We start from the raw sequence: 21,832 nt of genomic DNA on the forward strand, positions 1-21,832 counted from the left end.
CTCATGAACACTCCCGCACTCACCATCGCTAACGCCTTCAAAACGTACCCCGGTGCCAGTGAGCCAACTCTCCACGACGTCTCGCTAGACCTCAATCCCGGTGAAGCATTCGTCATCCTCGGACACACAGGGTCTGGAAAATCCACCCTTTTACGTGCTGTCGCAGGGCTTGAAGAACTAGATTCAGGAAGCGTGCACGTAGCGCCTGGAACTCGCCATGCGGTCGTCTTTCAACAGGCTGCGCTGTTCCCCTGGCTCACCGTACGAGAGAATATTGCGCTCGGTACTCAGTACAAGAAGAACGCGGGACGAGTCGATGCTCCCACCGTTAATCGGCTGATCGAACGGTTGGGTCTGCAGGGGTTAGAAGATCGCAAGGTCAATGAAATTTCAGGGGGTCAGGCACAACGGGTTTCGATTGGTCGGGCTCTGGCGATTCAACCGTCGCTCTTGCTCTTAGATGAGCCTTTCTCCGCTCTCGACCCCGCTACCCGTAGCGAACTACAGGGGTGGTTACGCAGTCTAATTGAAGAACTCGACCTCACCGTACTGATGGTTTCCCACGACATTTCCGAAGCGCTCACGGTAGGCGATCGAATCGGTTTCTTCCGCGCCCAGCAAGGCTTTACGCGATTTTGGTCCCCCGCCCATGAGCAGGTTACCCACGAGGAAATCCTCGAATACTACCGGAATGATGGGGATAGCGACCGCGCTACGTTTAGTGGTTCACTACGCGATGAGTCAGCGAAAGATCTGCCCGATAAACCTGCCCACTCCCCAACTTTGTAGGAACAGACGTGTCCCACCAGAAGAGTAGACGTATCTCTCGACGCACAGCGCTGTGGGCTACCGGCGGCACCGTGGCAGCCGGAGGCTCCCTGGCGAGCGCGGCAGCATTAGGACGAGCGTCGGGTAAGGAAGCAGCGGGTGTCGAAGTGGGTGGAGCGCTCAAAATCGGTTACCTTCCCATTACCGATTCCGCTCCTCTCCTGCTGGCTCACAAGCAAGGTCTTTACACCCAACACGGAATCTCGGTGGCGAAACCGGTCATGTTCCGTTCCTGGTCGTCGCTGACCGAAGCGTTTATTTCGGGTACGGTGGACGTCATTCATCTGCTCATGCCCATGGCGGTTTACCTGAAGTACGATGTGGGTGCTGACGCTCAAATCGTCGCATGGAATCACGTCAACGGGTCCGCTTTCACGGTTGCGCCCTCGATTGTGGAGACCGCTCAACTGGCGGGTAAAACCGTAGCTATTCCCGGCTGGTTTTCGATTCATAATATTTTGGTGCAGAAGATTCTGCGCGAGGCTGGGCTCACCCCGGTGATCCGTAAAACTGCCGACGCCGATCGGGGCGAGGTGGCCCTCGTCGTCATGGCTCCCTCTGACATGATTCCCGCCCTTGCCAACGGCACCATCGCCGGATTCACCGTAGCTGACCCGTTCAACGCAGCGGCAGTGGCATCGAAGGTAGGTAGGATTCACCGCTTCATGGGCGACGTCTGGCGCGACCACGCCTGCTGCGTTACACTCATGCGTGGCTCGCTTATCGAACAACAAGGCGAGATTGCCCAAAACTTTACTAACGCTCTCGTCGAAGCACAGATTTTTGCCCGCGAGCATCGAAAAGAAGCGGCAAAGATTCTCTCAGATAACTTTTTGCCGCAAAAACCTAAGGCTATCGAACGTGCCATGACCGATCATCTTTCAGAGCACCGCGACGCCGTCAAGAATCCGTCCTGGGGCGGGCAGCTCTTGCAGTTCCAGCCTTACCCGTACGCAAGTTTCACCGAAGAGTTGGTGGTTCATATGCGCGAGACGCTCATGGATGCTCCTACTGACTTCTTGAACAAACTCGACCCTGTCAGCGTGCACCGGGATCTAGTGAATGAAGAATTAGTGACCCATGCGATTGCATCGGTGGGCGGATTCGGAGTTTTTGGGCAATCAGGACCTACCCGGCAAGAACAGATCGACGGCGAAACAACTTCAGGAGTTACCCCATGAGCCTACTCACCTCTGAGCAGCCAGAAGAAGCGGTTTCAGCTACCCCGCATCAGGTAAAAAATCGGCGAACCTCTACCGTTCCAGGGTGGGTGTGGGGCGCCGCAGGAATTATTTTTGCGGTAGCTCTTTGGTGGGTTTTTACCCATTCAGCTCGGGGAAACACCATGCTCACCGCTTTCGCTCCAGAAAATATTCCCTCAGCTTTTGCGGCGTTGATAGGGCGCGGGGTGCTGCTCTCTGATATTGGGGTAAGCCTCTGGCGACTACTTGCCGGGCTTGCAATCGCCGTACTAGTCGGCATTCCGCTGGGGTTACTCATCGGTTTTTCTCAAGCCGCTAACCAGTTTTCAGCCCCGCTGGTCCAGTTTCTGCGCATGGTGTCACCCCTCTCCTGGGCGCCCATTGCAGTGGCACTCTTTGGCGTAGGTTCATCACCGGTTATTTTTCTCGTGGCAATGGCTGCAATCTGGCCTATCACGCTGAACACGGTTTCTGGCGTGCGTGCACTCGACCAGCAACATCTCCAAGTAGCCCAAACTCTCGGGGCAACCCCGTCAGAGGTGCTCCGCACCGTCGTCGTTCCCAGTATTAAGCCTTACGTGCTCGCGGGGATTCGGTTGGCGTTGGGAATTGCCTGGGTCATTATTGTTCCCGCAGAGATGCTCGGTGTTTCTTCAGGGCTAGGCTATGAAATTCTCAACGCACGCGACCGCTTAGCCTATGACGAGATGCTCGCCGTCATCCTGGTAATCGGTGCGCTCGGTATGGTGCTAGATTGGGCCGCGCAAAAAGTGCTGCGGTAGTAAAGAGATTTGATACAAAGTCTGTGAGCAGTAAGGAAATCTATGAATCGTTTAGCGCTAATCACCGGAGTCGGACGCCGCAATTCCATTGCCTACGCCGTCGCCCAGCAACTCGCATCCGAAGGCTGGGACCTATTGCTGAACTACTGGCACCCCTACGACGACCGGCTGGAGTTACCCCGCAGCAACGCTGACCTCGACGAACTTGTCACATTTGCTCGCCAACAAAGTGTAAACGTTGAGCTGCTCCCAGTCAACCTCGAAGACCCTTCCACACCGCAGAAGCTTATTGACCACGCAGAAAAACTCCACCGTGAGCAAGGATTTGGAGAACTCACTGGGCTTGACCAGCGATCACACCGCACATAACCTGCCCTACGGCTCGTCTAAGGGAGCTCTCGATCGCCTAGTGATTGCCAGCGGGATCGAGCTGGGCGCACGAGGTTTCCGCTGCAACCTCATCAATCCTGGCCCCATCAATACAGGGTGGATGGATGAAGCAACAGAACAATATCTCGCCGCCCAGACCCCCGCAGGGCATCTGGGTAAACCCCAAGACACCGCAGATTTAGTCCGTTTCTTGTTCTCCGACGCCGGCAGCTGGATCAACGGCCAACTCCTCCACTCCAACGGCGGTTTCGGGGCAAAATAACGGGGTGCGACGTCCCCACCCCGAGTTTGTATCAAACTCGGGAGGTACTACGAAGTCCGCATAGAATCGACGTCGCTCTCCGGCTGCGAATCCTCACCCTGGGGGTCTGTCGCGTTCTCTTCGGCTTCTGCCTCTTCGATGACGGTACGCAGATCATCCTGCTTCAAGTCCCCTGCGGGGAAGTGCTTGTTACGGTAACCGGAGCGGCCCACCATATGCGCAGAAATAGGAATAGTCAGCAGCTGCAGCAGGAGCGAGACCACCAACACCGGCAGATACGCCCAACTGCGAGTATCAATCAGCACAGCCAGCAAGAGAAGCATCAGACCAAAAACCTGAGGCTTGGTGCCGGCGTGGAGGCGGGAAAGAATATCGGGAAACCGAATCAGACCGATGGCGGCGCCCAAGGACATCAGGCACCCGAGAACCAAGCAAACTGCCTCTAGAACATTGAGAAAAGCATCCATCATTTACCTTCCTTAATCTTCTTGCGTTTGCGAGCTTTCGCCACACGTTTAGCTTCAGCCAAGCGCTGGGCAGCCTGCGGGTCATTGCGGTTAACTTCCTGAATACGGGAAGGTTCCAGGCGTTTCTCGCGGGAGGGCGCATTGTTAGCGTAGAGGGCAACGGTCACTGAGCCAATAAAACCCACCATCGAAATCAGCAGAATCAGCGTGATGAGTTCGTAGGAATCCTTAGCCACCATATTCACGCACAGAACCGCCACGATAATCGAGACGAGAACGTCGCTGGCAAGCACCCGGTCTAGAAGCGTGGGACCGCGCCAAATGCGGTACACGGTCCCGCAAGCCGCTACGGTCAAAATCAGACCGCAGATCCAAATCACGGTAGTACTCATGCGCGGTGACTTCCTTTCGCCGTCTTGCTACGAGATTCGTCCGCTGTAATCATGGCGAATTCTTCTTTGCTCCCTACCGCTTTGAGAATCATCGCTTCAATCCGATGGGCTTCAACACGAAATTCTTCCGCGGCGTCTTGACCCGAAGCATTCAGTACGTGGAAGTAAAGAATCGAGTTGCCGCGATCAACATCAACGACGAGAGAGCCCGGAATCAGCGACATAGCATGCGAAATCGCGGTAATCCACAGGTCGGATTCGGTGCGAAGTTTCACCGCAACAACTGAGTTACGCAGAGGTGCTTTGTAGGTCAACGCGAACCAGAAAACTTCCATACTGGCTCGGGCAACCTGGTAAGTGAAGTACCCCAAAAACACCAGGGCATACCAGATGTTAAACCTGTTGGAGAGGTACAGCGTGGGTAGGCGGAAAACCAAGAGCACTAGAAGCGCTAGAATCGCGCCGAACGCTACGCTAGGTAGCCCGAAATCTCGCCAGGCGGCACACCATACGAAAGTGAGCCACAGAAAAGAGGGGATTCCGTGGAGGAATCGGGTCAACAGTGAATGATTGGAGTGAGTCATTATTCGGTCACCACTTCGCCGTCGTTACTTGCGTCCTCATTATCTACGGCGTTTTGCTGGTCCAGGAATTCACCGAGGTAGTCCTCACGGGTAGGCGTTTGAGGTCCTAGAACCGATTCGATATAGCGGTCAGGATGCATGAGGTTATCTGATGCATGTTCAGCGAGCTGGAATAGCGGCGCAGCGAAGAAAGTAATTGAAGTACCCACTGCTACTAAGCCCACGGTTGAAGCAACCATCGAAACGGGGATTGGCTTGTGGTCGTGACGATCCAATTGGTTCTTTCCCTTTGCGGTGGCATCGTGCTCAGCTCGCAAAATAACCTTGGTGGGTTTTTCTGCTTTGGTCGCTGAGCGCCAAAATACTTTGTTCCAAACGCGGGTGAGGGCAAGCAGAGTCAGAAGCGAGACCAAGACGCCCACCCCAGACATGGCATAGGCCATCCCGGTATTAGCTTCAACAGATGCCTGGAGCAAGCCGACTTTTCCAATGAATCCTGAGAACGGCGGAATACCGCCCAGGTTAATTGCTGGGATGAAGTAGAGAACCGCTAGCCAGGGGGCTACCTTGAGCATGCCGCCGAGGCGTTCAACGTTCGCTGATCCGCCGCGTCGTTCGATGAGCGCGACCACCAGGAACAGTCCGGTCTGAATCACGATGTGGTGGGCAATGTAGAACACCACTGTAGTCATGCCTAGCTGGTTATTCAACGCGATGCCCCAGATCATATAGCCGATATGGCTAATCAGAATGAAAGAGAGCATACGTTTGATGTCGCCCTGAGCCAATGCGCCCAAAATTCCTACGATAAGGGTCAAGATAGCAACCACGCTGAGCAACCCGTCCAGCGCACCCCCTGGGAAGAGGAGGGTTTCTGTTCGTATAATCGCATACACGCCCACCTTGGTGAGCAAGCCAGCGAAGACCGCAGTAACGGGCGCCGGGGCGGTGGGGTAAGAGTCCGGAAGCCACAGCGAAAGCGGGAAGACAGCCGCCTTGATACCAAACGCAATCAAGAGCATCAGATGGAGTTGAAGCTGAGTACCCAGAGGTAAAGTCTGCAGTTTCAGTGAAAGATCTGCCATATTGACGGTCCCCACCGAGGCATAAATGAATCCGATAGCAGTCAAGAACAGAATCGAGGAAACCACCGATACCACGACGTAAGTGGTACCCGAGCGAATACGCGGTGTGTTTGCATTCATTGTAATGAGCACGTAACTTGCCATCAGCAGAATCTCAAATCCCACGTACAGGTTGAAGAGATCGCCTGCTAAGAAGGCGTTAGAGACGCCCGCTAAAAGAAGCAGGTAGGTCGGGTAAAACACCGAAATTGGCACTTCGTGGTCGTTATCTGCGATGTCCTGACCGGAAGCGAAAATCAACACGGCGAGCGAAATAATTGAGCTCACCACCAGCAACAGCGAGGAAAGCTGGTCCACCACCATAGTGATACCAAAAGGCGCCGGCCAGTTAGCCAGCAACACTGCCTGCGGCTCGCCATCCCACGCTGAGACCACCAAAGTAGCTTCCAAGGACAGAACAGTCACCAGGGCAACGAGCGAGACCAAGCGTTGTAAACGCACCCGGTATGAAAGGATAAAAGTCACCGCTGCCGCGAGGAAAAGAATTGCCACACACAGGGGCGCTAAAGCTACTGTATTCATGCGTGTTCCTTCTGCCCTGCTATATCAGAACTATCTTTAGCGATGTGCGCCGTAGTTTTCTGCGATTCGCGACCGGAGGATTTTCTTTTCTCCTCTTTGATTTTGAATTCCCTTTCGCGGGTTTGCTCATCACCATCAAATTCTGAGCTGTCAGTCGATGCCGGAGTGTCTTCTTCCGGGTCGTACGAAGGTTGCGTTGCCACCTTGCGGTCTTCGGCGTCGTCCTTAATTTCATCGCCACGGGAGAGGACCCATGCGCGGTAGATGAGACCAAGCATTAAGGCGGTTACAGCAAAGGAAATCACAATCGAGGTGAGAACCAGTGCTTGCGGTAGGGGGTCTGAGTAGTCTCCGGCGGCTATATCTTTATTGAAGATAGGAGCCAGACCGGCAGGACCACCGGCATGCAAAATGAGCATGTTGGTGGCGTTAGTCAGCAGCATGAGGCCAAGCATCACGCGGGTCATGGTGCGGTCGAGCACCAAGTACACGCCAACGCCGTACATGACGCCCATTACAAGAATGAGGCTAAGATCAATTGCCATTACCGGTTGCCTCCTTCTTCAGTGACTAGAACTTGCGTGGATTGCTGACCGGTAGCTGCCTTTCTATCTGCGATCTGTCGTTTTTTCTCCGCCACCGCATTGTTGCGCCGCCGTGTTTCTTGTTTGCGGTTTTCATCAATTTTCACATCGATCTTTTCGCCGAAGGAGCGGATGACGTCGAGCGCTAGCCCAATAACCAGCAGATATACGCCGATATCGAAGATAGTTGCCGTGACGAATTTGACGTCGCCAAACACCGGCATAGACCATTTGAGCGTGTAGCTGGTAAATACGGGATCGCCAAAGAGTAGGGGTGTGGCAGCGTAGAGCGCGGCAACGGCAAGACCCGTTCCCAGGAACACGCCGGGAGGAATCGGGGATGCCGCACGAAGCTCACGCCCACCGCCTGCCAAATACCGCACGGCAAAGGCGAGACCGACCAGCAGACCGCCAGCAAAACCGCCACCAGGCAGGTTGTGACCGACCACCAGCAGGTAGAGCGAGACCATAATCAGCGTATGGAAGAGCAGGCGTGTCATGACTTCTAACAGAATTGAACGACGCTCGGGCGGCAGGGTTCGACCAGCAACAATGAAAGGATCGCGGTGCACGCTAGAGAAACGGCCGGCAACCTTCTGTTCAGCGGTCAAATTCGTGCGTGCAGCGTAGCGCTTCTCAAAGATTTGAAGCACCTGAGTATCCAGGTTCTTAGAGGCGCCGCGGTCACGGCGCCCTTCAATGAAAAGTAGGGATGCCACACCGGTTGCGGCAAGAGCCAGTACTGAAATTTCGCCGAAGGTATCCCAGCCACGAGTGTCCACGAGAATGACGTTGACGATGTTTGTGCCGTCGCCTATTTCGTACGCCATCTTGGGTAGTTCTAGTGAGATGGGCTGCAGACTCCGCGAGGAGAAGGTAAACATGGCAAGCGCCATCGTCAAAATGCCGAAACCAATAGCGATGACGATTCGGATACTCTGGTGGGTTTGTTCGCGCTTGCCCGTCAGCTTCTGCTTACGGATGTTTCGAGGTAGTACTCGTAGAGCCAACACAAAGGCGACGAGCGAGAGGGTTTCTACTAGGAACTGAGTAATAGCAAGGTCGGGGGCGGCACGCACAGCGAAGAGTGCTGCCATGCCGTAGCCTGTTACCGAGACCATCAAGATCGCCAAGAAACGTTTGCGTGCCCAGAGCACTACCAGTGCTGCGGTAATCATCACCAGCGCGATAGCCCATTCAGCGGGGTTCACGTTTACGCGAATATTAGCTAGCGGAGGGGTTTCTGCCAGGAAGAGCACAATAGTCGGCACGGTCACCGCGGTGCTCAGAATAATGCCCAGGTAGAAGCCGAGTGAACCACGCTGAGTTTGACCGGTGACCCATACTGCTAGGCGATCCAAGGCGTCAACAATATTGCGGTAGACGGTGGACGCCGCTGGCCAGGTGGGAATACGGTTTTGGAACGTTTCTATGGGGTTGCGAGCAAGAAAAAGCACCATACCCACCGTCATGATGCCGAGACTGGTGAGGAATGCGGGGTTCACTCCGTGCCAGAGGGCTAGGTGAAGATCGTATTCGCCTATTTTCTTCAGGTGGCTAGAAATCCAGTGGTGTACCGGCTCGGGATATAGCCCGAATGCGATGGTCAGTAAGGTCAAAACCACCGGCGATGCAATGAAGGTGAAGTTCACACGGTGGAAAAGAGTATCGGGGCTTTTTTCGAGGTGAGCAAGTTTTGCAGGGTTGCGGTCATAATGAGTCTGGCAGAACTTGATCTCATCAATATTCTCCATAAAGCTTGCAGGTTTTGTGGCGAAAGCTCCCCACACAAAACGCGCAGAATAGGCGAAAGTAAGTATGGAGCCCAGCACGATAGCGCCCACAGTCACGAGATCGAGCAATAGCACGCTACCGTTTTCTGCATGCATGAGTCGTTCAAGGTAGGTTTCCAGTACTGCTTCTTTGGCCACGAAACCAGCCAGCGGAGGGATACCTGCCATGGACGCCGCGGAGATAAGACCGACGGCAAACAGTACAGGGGCTCTGCGAAAGATACCCGAGAGTTTGTGGATATTTCGTGTGCCCGACTGATGGTCAATAATTCCTACGGTGAGGAAGAGCGCTGCTTTGAAGAGTGAATGCGCCAGCATCATAGCCATAGCTGCGTAGAGCGCATTAGGTGTTCCCGCTGAGACAATCAGTGCGAGAAAACCGAGCTGGCTCACGGTGCCGTAAGCAAGAATGAGTTTGAGGTCTGTTTGCTTGAGAGCAACCCAACCACCAAAAACCATCGTGAAAGCGCCGAAAATAACCAGCGTGTTTTCCCAAATGGCGACCATGCCGTAGCCGGGTGAGAAGCGAATCAGCAGGTAAATACCCGCTTTCACCATTGCCGCTGCGTGCAGGTAAGCAGAGACGGGCGTAGGTGCCGCCATCGCCCCGGGGAGCCAGAAATGCAGCGGGAACAACGCCGATTTACTCAGCGCACCGCACAGAATCAGAAAGAGGGCGGCGGAGAGCTGCACGCCCGTCAAAATTCCGTGCCCGGCTTCAACATCTGCCACGATCTGGGGTCCGCGAACTACCAATTCTGCCAAGCTATAGGTGCCGGCGCTCTGGCCCAACATGATAATTCCGACGAACATGGCGAGGCCACCGGCTGTTGTGACCGTCAAGGCCTGCAAGGCAGATCGACGAGCGGACAACCTGTTATGGGCGTGGCCAATGAGCAGATAGGAAAGGATGGTGGTGATTTCCCAGAAGATGAACATGACTATAAAGTCATCGGCCGTGATTAACCCGAACATAGCCGCACAGAAGCTGAACAGGTGAGCGGCGAAACCGCCAACGCTCTCCGAGGAGTGACTGAAATACGAGGTGCAATAAAAAAGTACGAGCGAGCCAACGCCCAGTACAAGCAAGCTCATCACCCAAGACAGCACGTCCATACGAAAAGTCAGCTCTAGATTGAGAGCGGGAATCCACTCGAATTTTTCAACCCAGGGCTCACCATTCATAATCTGGGACGTTTTGGTGAGCACATAGATGAAAGCACCGGCAGGAAGTAATGCCAGTGCGTAGAAAGTCTTATGACCCAAGCCTCGATAGATAAGCGGCGTGCACAGCCACACCACGAAAAAAGCTAGAAGAATTGTTACCACAGAGATAGCCTTTGGAATCGTGGGCAGAACCTCCCCTAATTGTAAGCCATCTGACCATTTCGGCGGAAGGGAAAGATAGTGTAAATCACCCCCAATTTCGCTTATTTTAGGTTGCTACAAATGGTGCAATAGGTAATACATTCATCGACTGAAAATACACTGACTTCTTTCCTGCCACTTTTCCACCTCGCTAGATGCTCTACGGTTAGCTACATCCCTGCACTTTTTATTCAGGCGCGTAGAATAATCAACGATTCTCACACCCCTGATTTTTGGAGCATTTCTATGAGCTCAGAACATTCCGAGCGCCATTCTGCCTTTGCCTGGCGGCTACACGGCGACGGCAAAACGGTAGCACCGGGTGCCGTCGTCGCACCTTATGAACGCCTCACCTGGGGGCGAACCATCGGCATTGGTGCTCAGCATGTAGTGGCAATGTTTGGAGCGACCTTTCTCGTTCCTCTCCTGACCGGCTTCCCGCCGTCCACCACCCTTTTCTTCTCGGGTATTGGCACTATCCTTTTCTTGCTACTCACAGCCGGCCGTGTACCGTCTTACCTCGGTTCGTCCTTTGCGTTCATTGCGCCGCTAGCAGCGGCCTCTAACCAGTACGGCCCCGCCGGTTCGCTCGGTGGCATCGTGATGGCGGGTATCGCGCTCTTCCTCGTGGGGCTCATCGTGCAAATAGCCGGAACCGGATGGCTCACCAAACTCATGCCACCGCTGGTCACCGGCGCTATTGTGGCGCTGATTGGTTTCAACCTTGCCCCCAGCGCCAAAGCGAACTTTATGGAAGCTCCTGTCACAGCGCTCGTCACTCTGGTCTCGATTATCCTGATTTCGGTTCTCTTCAAAGGAATCTTCGGCAGACTCTCGATCCTACTGGGCGTAGTAATCGGATACATCACCGCCGTCATCCGTGGCGAAGTAGACTTCACCGCTATCCACGAAGCCTGGGAAAACCAAGGGCTCTTTGGACTACCGCATTTCCAGACTCCCGAATTTCACTGGAATCTAGCGGGCCTGTTCATTCCCGTCATTCTTGTTCTAGTGGCAGAAAATATCGGACACGTAAAATCCGTAGCGCTAATGACCGGTGACAACCTCGACAAATACTCCGGACGCGCGCTCATGGCAGACGGTCTAGCAACCACCATTGCAGGCGCAGGCGGCGGTTCAGGTACTACCACTTATGCAGAAAATATTGGCGTCATGGCAGCTACCAAAGTGTACTCCACCGCTGCTTACTGGGTAGCCGCAATCTTCGCCATCTTGCTTTCCATCCTGCCCGTCTTCGGCGCAGCAGTAGCATCAGTACCCGCCGGCGTACTCGGTGGCGCAGCCACAGTTCTCTACGGCATGATCGGTATGCTGGGTGTACGCATCTGGGTAGAGAACAAAGTGGATTTCTCCAATCAGGTGAACCTCACCGCCGCCTCCGTGGCCCTCATCGTGGGCATCGCCGACTACACCTGGGATATTGGTAACCTGCAGTTCGCCGGTATCGCGCTAGGAACTGCCGCCACCCTGATTACATATCACCTCATGGCTTTCATTGCCCGACGCCGCAACTCGGCGCCAGAACCGCTGGAGCCACGAGTCGATTCACTCGGTAAATAACCTTTCACGTTAAAAGCAAATGGCCGCGCTCCCCAGCACGGCCATTTGCTGATTCACCTACAGAAACGGTGAATCACTCACACACATTTCGCTTCTCAGCTCGGCTCTCTCAAACCGTTACTTATATATAACCCCATTTACCTTGTAAGAGGATTGATAGACCTTGGGAAAAGCCTGGGATTTCATGTTTTTCGGAAATAGAACTTTAGGCGGCGTCTAACACTTCACGCAAAACGTCCGATCGGTTGGTCACGATGCCATCCACTCCAATTTCGAGTAGGTCACGCATTACCTGAGGATTATCGATAGTCCATACCTGCACAGTCAACCCGAAACGGTGGGCGGTTTGTACCAGTTGGGGAGTAACCACCGTAAAGTTTTTGCCCAAAAACTTATAAGTCAGTGGAATCTGCATTGACTCAAAATCTTCGAAGAACGGACTTGCCAGCCGTTTCATCACAGGCCACAACGCGGGCACGGTATGCGCCGCTACGTAAAATCCATACATAGCGAGCTCAGATGCACTGGTCTTAATAACGCTATCTGGTGCAAGTGCTCGCATTTTTTTGACGGTCGCAGCTCTGCGCTTCTCTGAGAAAGAAGCAATGCGAACACGATTTATTGCCCCGGTTTTTGCCACTACCTCAGGCAGAGCTTGCGCTGAGGCGTCGTCCTTCACATCGATGTTAAAGAAAAGCTCGGGGAGCTCAACCAGCGTTTGTTCTAACGTGGGAATTTTGTGGCCACCTGGCAAATCAAAAGCTTGAATTTCAGTCCACGTTTTGTCGCAGACCTTCCCAGAAATTCCCACCATCCGGTTGAGAGTGCTGTCATGAAAAACGATGACGACACCGTCGGAGGTAGTATGAACGTCAATTTCCATCCACCGCACGCCCAGCGCCGCTGCTTTCTGAAAAGCGGCGATAGTATTTTCGGGTACGTCCAGCGCAAAACCGCGATGCGCAAAAGGCTCAAAAGATGCGGTAAAGGGGACAGGTTTGCCGAAAGTATTCATACTCCTAGCTTACTACCGGGCAGTAACTTAGATTCGACTATAGAAGATTTTTATTGCATAAATACCCAAAACTGACCCTTCATTAGGCAATATTACGGTTAAGGAACGCATACTTATCCACGCTGCATCAGTTAAATAACTTTGGGCTGACTAGCTACAACGCGCTCAATCATCTGCGCCACGCCGTCCTCATCAAATCGAGGGCAGGTTCTACCCACCGCTTCAATAAGCCGCGGTGATCCCGATGCCATGGCGTAGCCCTCCCCCGCCCACTGCAACATCTCTAAGTCATTAGGCATGTCACCAAAAGCAATGACTTCACTAGCTTTAATGCCGCGTTCACTGGCAAACTTTGCCAGCGTCTTCCCTTTGTGCATACCCTTGCGTGCCATCTCCATCAACGGAACACCGTTGATTCCGATGGTGAGAGCAAGGTAATCCTCCACCAAAGGCAAAGTACGCCAATAGAGAGTCTCGGGGTCAGCGCCGTCCACCTGCATCAGATATTTCACGACGCCGTCCGCGCGCTCCAGTACTTCATCGAATGAACCCTCAACTATTTGGGCTCCCTCTAGCACCGGACCGTACTCGTATTTCCCCTGGATAAATACGGTGTCCATTGTTTCCAGGGTAAAAGACGCCTCAGGAAATTCTGCCGCCAGCGTGGGATGCACAGCGGCGATGTCTTTCATATCTGTCAGCTCAGTGGAAACCACCTCATCGGTACCTAGGTGGTAGAGCACCGCGCCGTTAGAGCAAATTGCAAAGGCGTCATGTTCCATCTGATCACGCAACGGATCCAGCCAGCGGTGCGGGCGACCGGTCACGAACACAATGTCGATACCGGCACCCGCCGCTTCCTCTAAAGCGGCAAGCGTGCGGGGGCGAAACCTAAAATCTTTTCCCAGCAGCGTACCGTCTAAGTCGCTGGCGATCAGCTTGATCATGAATTATTTTTCTTCGTGAATCACGGTAAGGAATGCTCGCGCAATACCGTGAGTAAAGAGATTGAAATTGACGACGGCGGGGGTGGTGTTCTCGTCGACGTCCAACTTTGCGGTATCTACGGCGGTGACACAGAAGGTGTAGCGATGCGCGCCGTGACCGGCAGGAGGAGCAAAGCCGGTGAATTCCAAGGAGCCGCCGTCATTCTTCTGGGCAACAGCACCTGCAGGGAGCTGATTGCCGTGACCGCGCTCTAAGGAAGTGGTGGAAACGGGAAGATTAGCCACGCTGTAGTGCCAGAACCCTGAAGGGGTAGGGGCGTCCGGGTCAAAGCAAGTCACCACAAATGACTTGGTTTCTTCAGGAAAACCGCTCCAGGAAAGCTGCGGCATGGTATCGGTACCCTTTTCGATTCCCATCTTCGCTGAAAGCATCCAGTCTTCGGCCAATCCGCCGTCTTCTACACCGCTGGAACGAAGCTCGAAGGTAGGCAATTCGGGCAAATCTTGGTAAGGCTGGCGGTCAAGCATGTTTCTCCTTAGGTAAGTTTCATCACTGGGTTAAGTCTAGCGAAACTAACCCTGGCTTAGTACTTCTTCAAGCTCTTCGCGCGAGGGCGGGTTAGCACCAGCACGCGATACTGTAATACCTGCGGCGGTTGTGGCGTAGGTCAGCATTTTCTTCAGCTCATCAACAGAGAGAGCAGCCAGCTTTTCAGCGGCAGCGGCCCCTTCAATGTCTCGGTCTAGCAGATAAGCAATAAGTGCTGCCATGAGAGAATCACCGGCGCCTACCGTATCTGCAACTTCAACCCGAAAGGCGGGAATCTCAACGCCAGAAGGAGCCATGGAGGAATTGATGGCGTACACTCCCATCTCACCGCGCGTCACCACTACCAACGAGGCGCCTTTTTCAAGCCATGCCTGTGCGGTCTCTTCGATAGAGCGATTCGGGTACAGCCACAGCAAATCCTCATCGGATGCTTTGATGAGGTCGATGTGCGGCACCACCGATTCCGCCCACGCACGAGCCTGCGAAGAATCCGGGATGATAGTGGGTCGGCAATTTGGGTCATACGAAATAAGCGCGGTCTCTGCGGCATCTTTCACCGTTTGAACTACCGAAGATGCACCGGGCTCCAACATGGCTCCGATAGACCCCACGTGGACGGCGGTGGAGTGGCGCGTAGCATAAGCAAGCTCATCCTGGGCAGATTCCAGCGACCAGTCAATATCGAACTCATACTCAGCCGCGCCAGACTCACCAATATTTGCCTGTGCGACAGAGGTTTTCTTGTCATCCGCAGAAATCGGAATTTTCACGCCTGAATCTTTCAGGTGAGCCACGATCATCTGCCCGTGTTCATCGCGACCAAACCGACCGATGAACTCCGCGTCATGGCCCAGTCGAGAGACCCCAACTGCCACATTCATCGGGGAACCACCCGGGTGCGCCTGCAACGGCTGGTGGGGCTTATTTACAACGTCTACAAGGGCTTCGCCAATAACTGTCAGCATGCTCACATTCTACCCGTGCGCAGGTGCGGTTATGTCTGAAAACCGTCTGTGTTATCTCTCAACTTCACACACTCCCCCACACAAGACCAAACAGACAAAACACCGGCAACAGATTCATACCCCACAGCACCTGAAACATACAGAACACGCCGCCCAAACCAGTTATGCTTGATGTGCAATTCGATTCAAAAACGTCTCGAACGTGTGCAGACACATCGTGCGTTTTGAACGAATAAGATCCTCCTGCACGCTAACCGATCGATACAAAGGCGTTCGATCGAGGAAGAAGGTTTTTCAGTGGCCACTGCGCTAGAAAACGCACACGAAAAATGGCTCGACCGCGAGGCTGATGCCGAAGCGATGATTCCGCTCATCGGCAAACTCAACCGTGAAAACGGCGTGGTGGTAAGCATCCACGGCCGCTCACTGGTCAATCGCTCTGTCATTCAGATTCTCAAGCTACACCGTTTTGCCCGTCAGATTGATGACGAAGAGCTAGACCCCAAGAACTCCCTCGCCATTCTCAACGAGCTCCTTGCACTCAACCTTGGCCCCTGCTCCATCGGCATTGCCCAGCTCTGGCACAAGTTCGTTGAATCCGGTTCAGATGACCTTGCAGGTTGGCTTCGCAACGAACTCTCTGAGGTCGTCGACAAGAAGGGCGAAGTCGAGCTAGCTCAGCAGGACGTCGTTCTCTACGGTTTTGGTCGCATCGGGCGCCTTCTCGCTCGCATCCTGCTGGAACGCTCCTCCGGTTCAGGCCTGAACCTTCGTGCTGTTGTGGTGCGCAAGAACGGCGAGAATGACCTTCACAAGCGTGCTTCACTCCTGCGCCGCGACTCCGTACACGGCGCCTTCCGCGGAACCATCCGCGTGGATGAAGAGAACAACGTCATCGTAGCGAACGGTGCACCCATTCAGTTCATCTATTCCTCTGACCCTGCCTCCGTTGACTACACCGAATACGGCATCAATAATGCCATAGTTGTAGATAACACCGGTCGCTGGCGTGACCGCGAAGGTCTTTCCCAGCATCTGCAGTGCCCTGGTGTCTCCCGCGTTCTGCTCACCGCTCCCGGTAAGGGCGATTTGAAGAACATCGTGTGCGGAGTCAACGACAACATCATTACTGATTCAGACCAGATTCTGTCTGCCGCTTCCTGCACCACCAACGCCATCACCCCCGTTTTGAAGGTCATGGGAGATGAATTCGGCGTGGTTCACGGTCACGTAGAAACCGTTCACTCCTTCACTAATGATCAGAACCTCATTGATAACTTCCACAAGGGCGACCGCCGTGGACGTTCGGCAGCGCTAAACATGGTCATTACCGAAACTGGTGCGGCTAAGGCAGTAGCGAAGGCTCTGCCCGAGATGGAGGGCAAGCTCACCGGTAACGCGATTCGCGTTCCCACCCCCGATGTCTCCATGGCGATTTTGAACCTGCAGTTGGAGAAAGCTCCTGAATCTAAGGACGCTCTCAACGAATTGCTCCGCGAGACCTCCTTGCGTTCCCCGCTGCGCCGTCAGATTGACTACACCGATTCCCATGAGGTTGTTTCCACAGATTTCGTTGGTTCACGCACCGCGGGCATCGTTGACGGTTTGGCAACCATCGTCACCGGCAAAACCGCGATTCTCTACGTCTGGTACGACAACGAATTCGGTTACTCCTGCCAGGTTATCCGGGTGGTAGAGAAGATGGCTGGCGCTACCGTGCCGACTTTCCCCAAAGTTGGCTAGGGATTAGCGGGCGCCAACCGCTAATGGGTCACTAAATCAGTGAAAGTGCACTTATTTGAGTGCACTTTCACTGATTTAGTGACCCTCTTCTTTCCGGAACCCAAACAGCACAAAAAAGCCCGGCACCGCCTGCAACGGAACCGGGCTTTTCTAGCGCCTCACCAGATTTACATCATGTTGATGCCCAAAGGTTCTAGTCGAACAACAACCGACTTGTAAACGGGGGTGTTGGATTCTTCAGCAGAGGAATCCAACGGAACCAGCACGTTCGCCTCGGGGAAGTACGTGGTCACGCAGTCACGGGCATGATCGTAAGCCACCACACGGAAGTTAGGTGCACGACGTTCGCCGTCCTCCCAAACAGAAACGATATCTACCAGGTCACCGTCCTTCAGACCACGCTTTTCGAGATCCTCAGGGTTCACGAAAACCACACGACGTCCGTGGCGAACACCGCGGTAACGATCGTCCAGACCGTAGATGGTCGAGTTGTACTGGTCATGTGAACGCACCGTGGACATCAAGAAGTAGTTCTCAGGTAGGTCAATAACGTTGGTCTCGTTGACCGAGAAATGAGCCTTACCGTCGGAGGTGTTGAATACGCGCTGACGAGGACCGTTAGGCAGGTAGAACCCGCCAGGGCGTTCGATTCTCTCGTTGTAGCGGTCAAAACCAATGATGGTTCCCTCGATTGCGTTACGGATGTTGCCGTAATCGTCAATCATGGGCTGCCAAAAATCGTCCCCGAAGGTCTCGCGACCGATGGAGCAAATGATGTCGACCTCTGATTTGAGGTTGAGATCATTATTCGCGGTGCGCTTACCAATCGAAGCGGAAACCACACCAGCAGAGTTTTCTACGGTAATTTTCTGCGGGCCGGTTGCCTGGATGTCCTCATCGGTACGAGCACGCACAGGCAAAATCAGCGATTTCTCACCAGGCCAAGCATGAGCGCCGTTGGGCTTAGTGGAAAGATGAACGGTCATTTCCTGCTGACTCATGCCACGCTCAACCGCCGAGGTATCAGAGGCAACACGCACCAGGTTACCGCCCAGAGACATGAAGAATTTATTCTTGCCGTCGCGAATCTGCTTCAGTGAATCCACTGAATCCAGACCATTTTCGCGCGGAGGATTAAAACCGAAGTAATCCTGCAGCGCATCTAAGAATCGGGGAGGCATTTTCTCCCAGATACCAACGGTACGGTTACCCTGCACGTTGGAGTGACCGCGGAAAGGCGCGGTACCGGCACCGGGCTTACCAATGTTGCCGGTCATCAACAGGAAGTTCATAACTTCACGCAAAGTGGAAACAGCGTTCTTATGCTGAGTAACGCCAAGAGTCCAAGAAACAATGACAGATTCAGCCTTTTCGACCATGTCGGCAATACGGCTCACCTCGGTTGCCGAGATACCCGAGCCGCGTTCGAGGACGGCGTCGTCCAACGACATCAGGTGCTCAACAGTCGCATCAAAACCGGAGGTGAACTTCTCGATGAATACCTTATCGATGGCATCGCGGCGCAGAAGTTCGCGGTTAAGCTGCTGGAAGAAAGCACGGTCACCATCAAGACGAACCTGCAGGTACTCGTCGGCAAGCTTCTCCGAAACACCGAGCATTCCCTTGACCGACTGAGGTTCTTTGAACTCCATCAGACCGGTTTCAGGCATGGGGTTGATAACAACCATCTTGCCGCCGTTTTCTTTGAGCTTCTTGAAAGAAGTCAACGAACGGGGGTGGTTGGTGCCGGGGTTTTGACCGATTGAAATCAGCAAGTCTGTGGTTTCAAGGTCATTAATGGTGATGGAGCCCTTACCCAAACCAACAGTCGAGGAGAGCGCTACACCGGTTGATTCATGGCAGAGGTTGCCACAGTCAGGCAGGTTGTTGGTGCCCAGACGACGAGCGAGAAGCTGGAAAGCATACGCAGCTTCATTGGACGCACGGCCCGAGGTGTAGAAAACAGCCTGGTTAGGATCGTCCAGAGACTTCAACTGATCCTTAATGAGCGCGAACGCTTTTTCCCAGGAGACGGGACGGTAATGTTCGTCGCCAGTGGAGCGATCATAGAGCATGGGTTCGGTAATACGGCCCTGCTTGCCCAGCCAGAAGTCAGTCTGGTCACGCAGTTCCTGGACGGTGTACTTTGCCCAGAAATCGGCGTCGGCACGGTCTGGAGTGGTTTCTTCTGAAACAGCTTTTGCGCCGTTTTCACAGAATTCGACCACGTTCATGTCATTCTGGTTTGGCTCAGGCCAAGCGCAAGAAGGGCAGTCGATGCCGCCGTGCTGGTTCATTTTCAGCAGGGGCAGAAGTCCGCGGTTTTTACCTGCCATTTCCATGGCGTGGTAGACGCCGCCGAGTCCGGCTGCGGAAGTTACGCGGCGTCCAACTTTCGGGTAGTCGTAGGCGTTAGCAACTTCGCTGACGCTACTTACCGTAGGGAGTGTTGAGGTTTCTTGAGGCGCATTCATACTTTCAAATCTAGCAGGTTGCTGAGGGGAAATTAAGGTTCTAGCAACTTTTAGAGACTGCGAAAGGTTGATCAGGAAAATGAAGTCACAGGGGGGAGACGTCGGAACGCTGCCTGGGGTTTCTGTACATTTTCGCGTACATCAGTACAAGCTCAAGCATGTATTTTTACTGGAAGAATGTACTTTTCTTTTGTTCTCTTGACGATTTCAAAGCACAGGGCAATTTTTCTTGCTTAAATGGAAAGTATTCTTTACATTTAAAGAAAACACTCTACGAAGAAACTTTCTCAAACATGGATGAAAAACCCCCTAACTCAGTCCGTAGGTGGCGGCGATGGAACGATATTTCACAAAGTGAATTAGCAGAAAAAATTGCAGTCTCTCGGCAGACCATTGCAAATATCGAAAAAGGGAATTACTCGCCCTCTGTACACCTTGCATTAGAAATTTGCCAGGTACTGGGGAAATCAGTGGAACAAATTTTCGGGAAAGAACAGGAAACTCAGTGAGCGCACTCATCAAACGTTTTGGAGATTTTCATACTGAACTGTCAAAGAATATGTAGATGACGAGTACCAAGAGAAAATCGAAAATCAGTCAAATACAGTTTTCGTCAGTACCTTGCCCTACACGCTCTACTCAATGGGAGCAGTCCTGACATGGACCATTCCTGGCGTCCGTTCGCTACTCTCGCTACTCGTATTCTTCCCGCTGTTAATTGGCATCGCTTTTGGCCAAGGGTGGAGTAAACATTATGCTCCTCGCCCCAAACCCATTATTCTGCCTGGGACCTTAGCGATCGTCGTCGTTCTGGAGCTGATTCAAGGAGTGGGAATTTTGTACAACGTCGTACTCCGCCAAACCTCAAATTTTGAACTCTTCCCGCTCTTGATAGGAGGAGCAATTGCCGGAGGACTCCTTGGTGCGTTTATCGGTGGGACGGACGCCGTGAAAAAGATGAACCGAGTTCGGGCGTCTGACACCGCGCGTCTGGAAGCAGAATTAGAGGACTAACTAGCCGAGTGACCGGCGTAGCTCTTTTTGACCACGTATACCTGGTCAAAACAGGCTCAGACGGTCACTCGCCCGTCAAACCTATATATCCAGTTCTCCGGAATACAGGTTGAACCGGTTTTCGCGGGTGAAAGCCACCAGCGTCAGTCCGGCTTCCTTTGCCAGCTCAACAGCGAGAGACGACGGCGCCGACACCGCAATCAGCGCCGAGAAACCCGCCATAATTGCCTTCTGCACCAACTCGAAAGAAGCGCGCGAACTCATCACCAGAATGCGCCCGGGAGTATCAAGGGTATCTTCAAGCATTAGATGCCCAATCACCTTATCGGCAGCGTTGTGGCGACCAATATCTTCACGGGCCACAATCATCGTGCCGTCAGATTCGAAAGCACCGGCAGCATGAATACCCCCGGTACGGCGGAACTGTTTCTGCTCCCCGCGCAACACTTCCGGCAGAGAAAGGATCAAATCAGGGGAAAGTTTGACCGGCTGAACGGGGCGGTAGGCTTTGTCCATAATTGACCCAATGGATGCTGACCCGCACACTCCGCATGCAGAGTTAGTGGTAGTCAACCGCAGGTTTTCAAGACCGGGGGCACGCACATAACTGGCAGTTTGAACGTCCAACACATTGTAGGTGTTCTGGCCATCGGGACCGGTAGCACCAGCACAATAACGGGCATTCGAAACATCCTGTGCCTGGCGAATCAGACCCTCCGAGTGCAAGAAACCATGCGCCAGTTCCAAATCATTACCGGGGGTGCGCATGGTGGTAGTGATGGTGGCACCTGAGAGCCGAATTTCCAGCGGTTCCTCTGCGGTAATCGCGTCCGCACGACGGTCTACCGAGTACGAGCCGTCTTCATTTCGGCGCACTTTGGTGGCGGGAACCGATATGTTAACTCTGCCCATGCGAGAACTCTTTCATTGCTTCTTCTACTTTTTCGATACGGTCACGCACGCCCTGAGCGTCGGTGGCACCCGCGGTTCCTGTTGCCAACCCCACCAAGAAAGCCGACAGAGGCGCTGCGGGGCGAACGGCGTCGTGGGCTACGTGCTTGGTCATGCCCAATAGGTAGGGCATGGTTTCTTTCACGATAGCGGGGTCGAGGTCCAGTTTCTCTGCAACGCTCACCAAAAATTCTTGCGCCTGTTTGAGGTCATCAGGTTCATGTTTGCTCATGCTGGTCTCCTCCTTTGTTCTGCGGTAGGTGTTTTATCAGC

At 53.6% G+C, this 21,832-nt stretch carries 22 protein-coding genes; 9 read left to right on the forward strand and 13 right to left on the reverse strand.

The window, feature by feature from the left end:
- Positions 1-3: 3 nt before the first annotated feature.
- The 5 genes from A7E48_RS08895 to A7E48_RS11620 are packed head-to-tail and all read left to right on the forward strand — an operon-like array spanning position 4 to position 3,464.
- On the forward strand, positions 4-789 hold the full coding sequence (locus A7E48_RS08895) for an ABC transporter ATP-binding protein (protein WP_068172401.1): 786 nt from the start codon (positions 4-6) through the stop codon (positions 787-789).
- A gap of 8 nt (positions 790-797) precedes the next feature.
- Entirely contained in the window at positions 798-2,009 is a 1,212-nt protein-coding gene (locus A7E48_RS08900) for an ABC transporter substrate-binding protein (protein WP_141669431.1), read from the forward strand.
- Positions 2,006-2,812, forward strand: a complete 807-nt coding sequence (locus A7E48_RS08905; protein WP_083147327.1) for an ABC transporter permease — start codon at positions 2,006-2,008, stop codon at positions 2,810-2,812. The genes A7E48_RS08900 and A7E48_RS08905 overlap by 4 nt, the downstream gene beginning before the upstream one ends.
- A gap of 42 nt (positions 2,813-2,854) precedes the next feature.
- Positions 2,855-3,181: a hypothetical protein gene (locus A7E48_RS11615; protein WP_369796776.1), complete on the forward strand. Its 327-nt coding sequence runs from the start codon at positions 2,855-2,857 to the stop codon at positions 3,179-3,181.
- Positions 3,126-3,464 carry an SDR family oxidoreductase gene (locus tag A7E48_RS11620; RefSeq protein WP_369796777.1) on the forward strand — a complete coding sequence of 113 codons (339 nt, stop codon included), beginning with the start codon at positions 3,126-3,128 and terminating at the stop codon, positions 3,462-3,464. Before A7E48_RS11615 ends, A7E48_RS11620 begins: the two co-directional genes overlap by 56 nt.
- A 47-nt stretch (positions 3,465-3,511) precedes the next feature.
- Here the strand turns inward: A7E48_RS11620 and mnhG are convergent, their stop codons facing one another.
- The 6 genes from mnhG to A7E48_RS08940 are packed head-to-tail and all read right to left on the reverse strand — an operon-like array spanning position 3,512 to position 10,280.
- Entirely contained in the window at positions 3,512-3,934 is a 423-nt protein-coding gene (gene mnhG, locus A7E48_RS08915) for a monovalent cation/H(+) antiporter subunit G (RefSeq protein WP_068172404.1), read from the reverse strand.
- Positions 3,931-4,323, reverse strand: a complete 393-nt coding sequence (locus A7E48_RS08920; protein WP_068172406.1) for a monovalent cation/H+ antiporter complex subunit F — start codon at positions 4,321-4,323, stop codon at positions 3,931-3,933. Before A7E48_RS08920 ends, mnhG begins: the two co-directional genes overlap by 4 nt.
- Positions 4,320-4,907, reverse strand: a complete 588-nt coding sequence (locus A7E48_RS08925; protein WP_068172409.1) for a Na+/H+ antiporter subunit E — start codon at positions 4,905-4,907, stop codon at positions 4,320-4,322. The genes A7E48_RS08920 and A7E48_RS08925 overlap by 4 nt, the downstream gene beginning before the upstream one ends.
- A complete protein-coding gene (locus A7E48_RS08930; RefSeq protein WP_068172412.1) occupies positions 4,907-6,574 on the reverse strand; it encodes a Na+/H+ antiporter subunit D in 1,668 nt (555 codons plus the stop codon). Before A7E48_RS08930 ends, A7E48_RS08925 begins: the two co-directional genes overlap by 1 nt.
- On the reverse strand, positions 6,571-7,119 hold the full coding sequence (locus tag A7E48_RS08935; protein WP_068172414.1) for a Na(+)/H(+) antiporter subunit C: 549 nt from the start codon (positions 7,117-7,119) through the stop codon (positions 6,571-6,573). Before A7E48_RS08935 ends, A7E48_RS08930 begins: the two co-directional genes overlap by 4 nt.
- Positions 7,119-10,280 carry a Na+/H+ antiporter subunit A gene (locus tag A7E48_RS08940; protein ID WP_068172417.1) on the reverse strand — a complete coding sequence of 1,054 codons (3,162 nt, stop codon included), beginning with the start codon at positions 10,278-10,280 and terminating at the stop codon, positions 7,119-7,121. The genes A7E48_RS08935 and A7E48_RS08940 overlap by 1 nt, the downstream gene beginning before the upstream one ends.
- Positions 10,281-10,565: 285 nt before the next feature.
- Here A7E48_RS08940 and A7E48_RS08945 point away from each other — a divergent pair, with 285 nt between their 5' ends.
- Complete coding sequence (locus A7E48_RS08945) at positions 10,566-11,900, forward strand: uracil-xanthine permease family protein (protein ID WP_068172420.1); 1,335 nt, start codon at positions 10,566-10,568, stop codon at positions 11,898-11,900.
- A gap of 205 nt (positions 11,901-12,105) precedes the next feature.
- Here the strand turns inward: A7E48_RS08945 and A7E48_RS08950 are convergent, their stop codons facing one another.
- The 4 genes from A7E48_RS08950 to A7E48_RS08965 form a co-directional block, all read right to left on the reverse strand.
- Positions 12,106-12,915, reverse strand: coding sequence for a glycerophosphodiester phosphodiesterase (locus tag A7E48_RS08950; protein ID WP_068172423.1), 810 nt, complete (start codon positions 12,913-12,915; stop codon positions 12,106-12,108).
- 131 nt (positions 12,916-13,046) lie between these two features.
- Complete coding sequence (locus tag A7E48_RS08955) at positions 13,047-13,862, reverse strand: HAD-IIB family hydrolase (protein ID WP_068172426.1); 816 nt, start codon at positions 13,860-13,862, stop codon at positions 13,047-13,049.
- 3 nt (positions 13,863-13,865) lie between these two features.
- Positions 13,866-14,390 carry a YbhB/YbcL family Raf kinase inhibitor-like protein gene (locus A7E48_RS08960; RefSeq protein WP_068172429.1) on the reverse strand — a complete coding sequence of 175 codons (525 nt, stop codon included), beginning with the start codon at positions 14,388-14,390 and terminating at the stop codon, positions 13,866-13,868.
- A 45-nt stretch (positions 14,391-14,435) separates the two neighbouring features.
- On the reverse strand, positions 14,436-15,377 hold the full coding sequence (locus A7E48_RS08965) for a carbohydrate kinase (protein ID WP_068172431.1): 942 nt from the start codon (positions 15,375-15,377) through the stop codon (positions 14,436-14,438).
- Between the two features lie 297 nt (positions 15,378-15,674).
- On the opposite strand from A7E48_RS08965, the gene A7E48_RS08970 reads away from it, so the two are divergent.
- Positions 15,675-17,120 carry a glyceraldehyde-3-phosphate dehydrogenase gene (locus A7E48_RS08970; protein WP_083147328.1) on the forward strand — a complete coding sequence of 482 codons (1,446 nt, stop codon included), beginning with the start codon at positions 15,675-15,677 and terminating at the stop codon, positions 17,118-17,120.
- 167 nt (positions 17,121-17,287) lie between these two features.
- Here A7E48_RS08970 and A7E48_RS08975 read toward each other — a convergent pair whose 3' ends face one another.
- Positions 17,288-19,594: an FdhF/YdeP family oxidoreductase gene (locus A7E48_RS08975; RefSeq protein WP_068172434.1), complete on the reverse strand. Its 2,307-nt coding sequence runs from the start codon at positions 19,592-19,594 to the stop codon at positions 17,288-17,290.
- Between the two features lie 293 nt (positions 19,595-19,887).
- On the opposite strand from A7E48_RS08975, the gene A7E48_RS08980 reads away from it, so the two are divergent.
- Together A7E48_RS08980 and A7E48_RS08985 are read left to right on the forward strand one after the other, a co-directional pair.
- Complete coding sequence (locus A7E48_RS08980; RefSeq protein WP_068172437.1) at positions 19,888-20,103, forward strand: helix-turn-helix transcriptional regulator; 216 nt, start codon at positions 19,888-19,890, stop codon at positions 20,101-20,103.
- Positions 20,104-20,236: 133 nt separating this feature from the next.
- On the forward strand, positions 20,237-20,608 hold the full coding sequence (locus A7E48_RS08985) for a hypothetical protein (RefSeq protein WP_141669432.1): 372 nt from the start codon (positions 20,237-20,239) through the stop codon (positions 20,606-20,608).
- 81 nt (positions 20,609-20,689) lie between these two features.
- Here the strand turns inward: A7E48_RS08985 and fdhD are convergent, their stop codons facing one another.
- Positions 20,690-21,520, reverse strand: coding sequence for a formate dehydrogenase accessory sulfurtransferase FdhD (gene fdhD, locus A7E48_RS08990; RefSeq protein ID WP_068172442.1), 831 nt, complete (start codon positions 21,518-21,520; stop codon positions 20,690-20,692).
- Positions 21,507-21,791, reverse strand: a complete 285-nt coding sequence (locus A7E48_RS08995; protein WP_068172445.1) for a DUF6457 domain-containing protein — start codon at positions 21,789-21,791, stop codon at positions 21,507-21,509. The genes fdhD and A7E48_RS08995 overlap by 14 nt, the downstream gene beginning before the upstream one ends.
- Between the last annotated feature and the right edge of the window lie 41 nt (positions 21,792-21,832).

The organism is Rothia sp. ND6WE1A, assembly GCF_001683935.1.
GTDB lineage: Bacteria > Actinomycetota > Actinomycetes > Actinomycetales > Micrococcaceae > Rothia > Rothia amarae.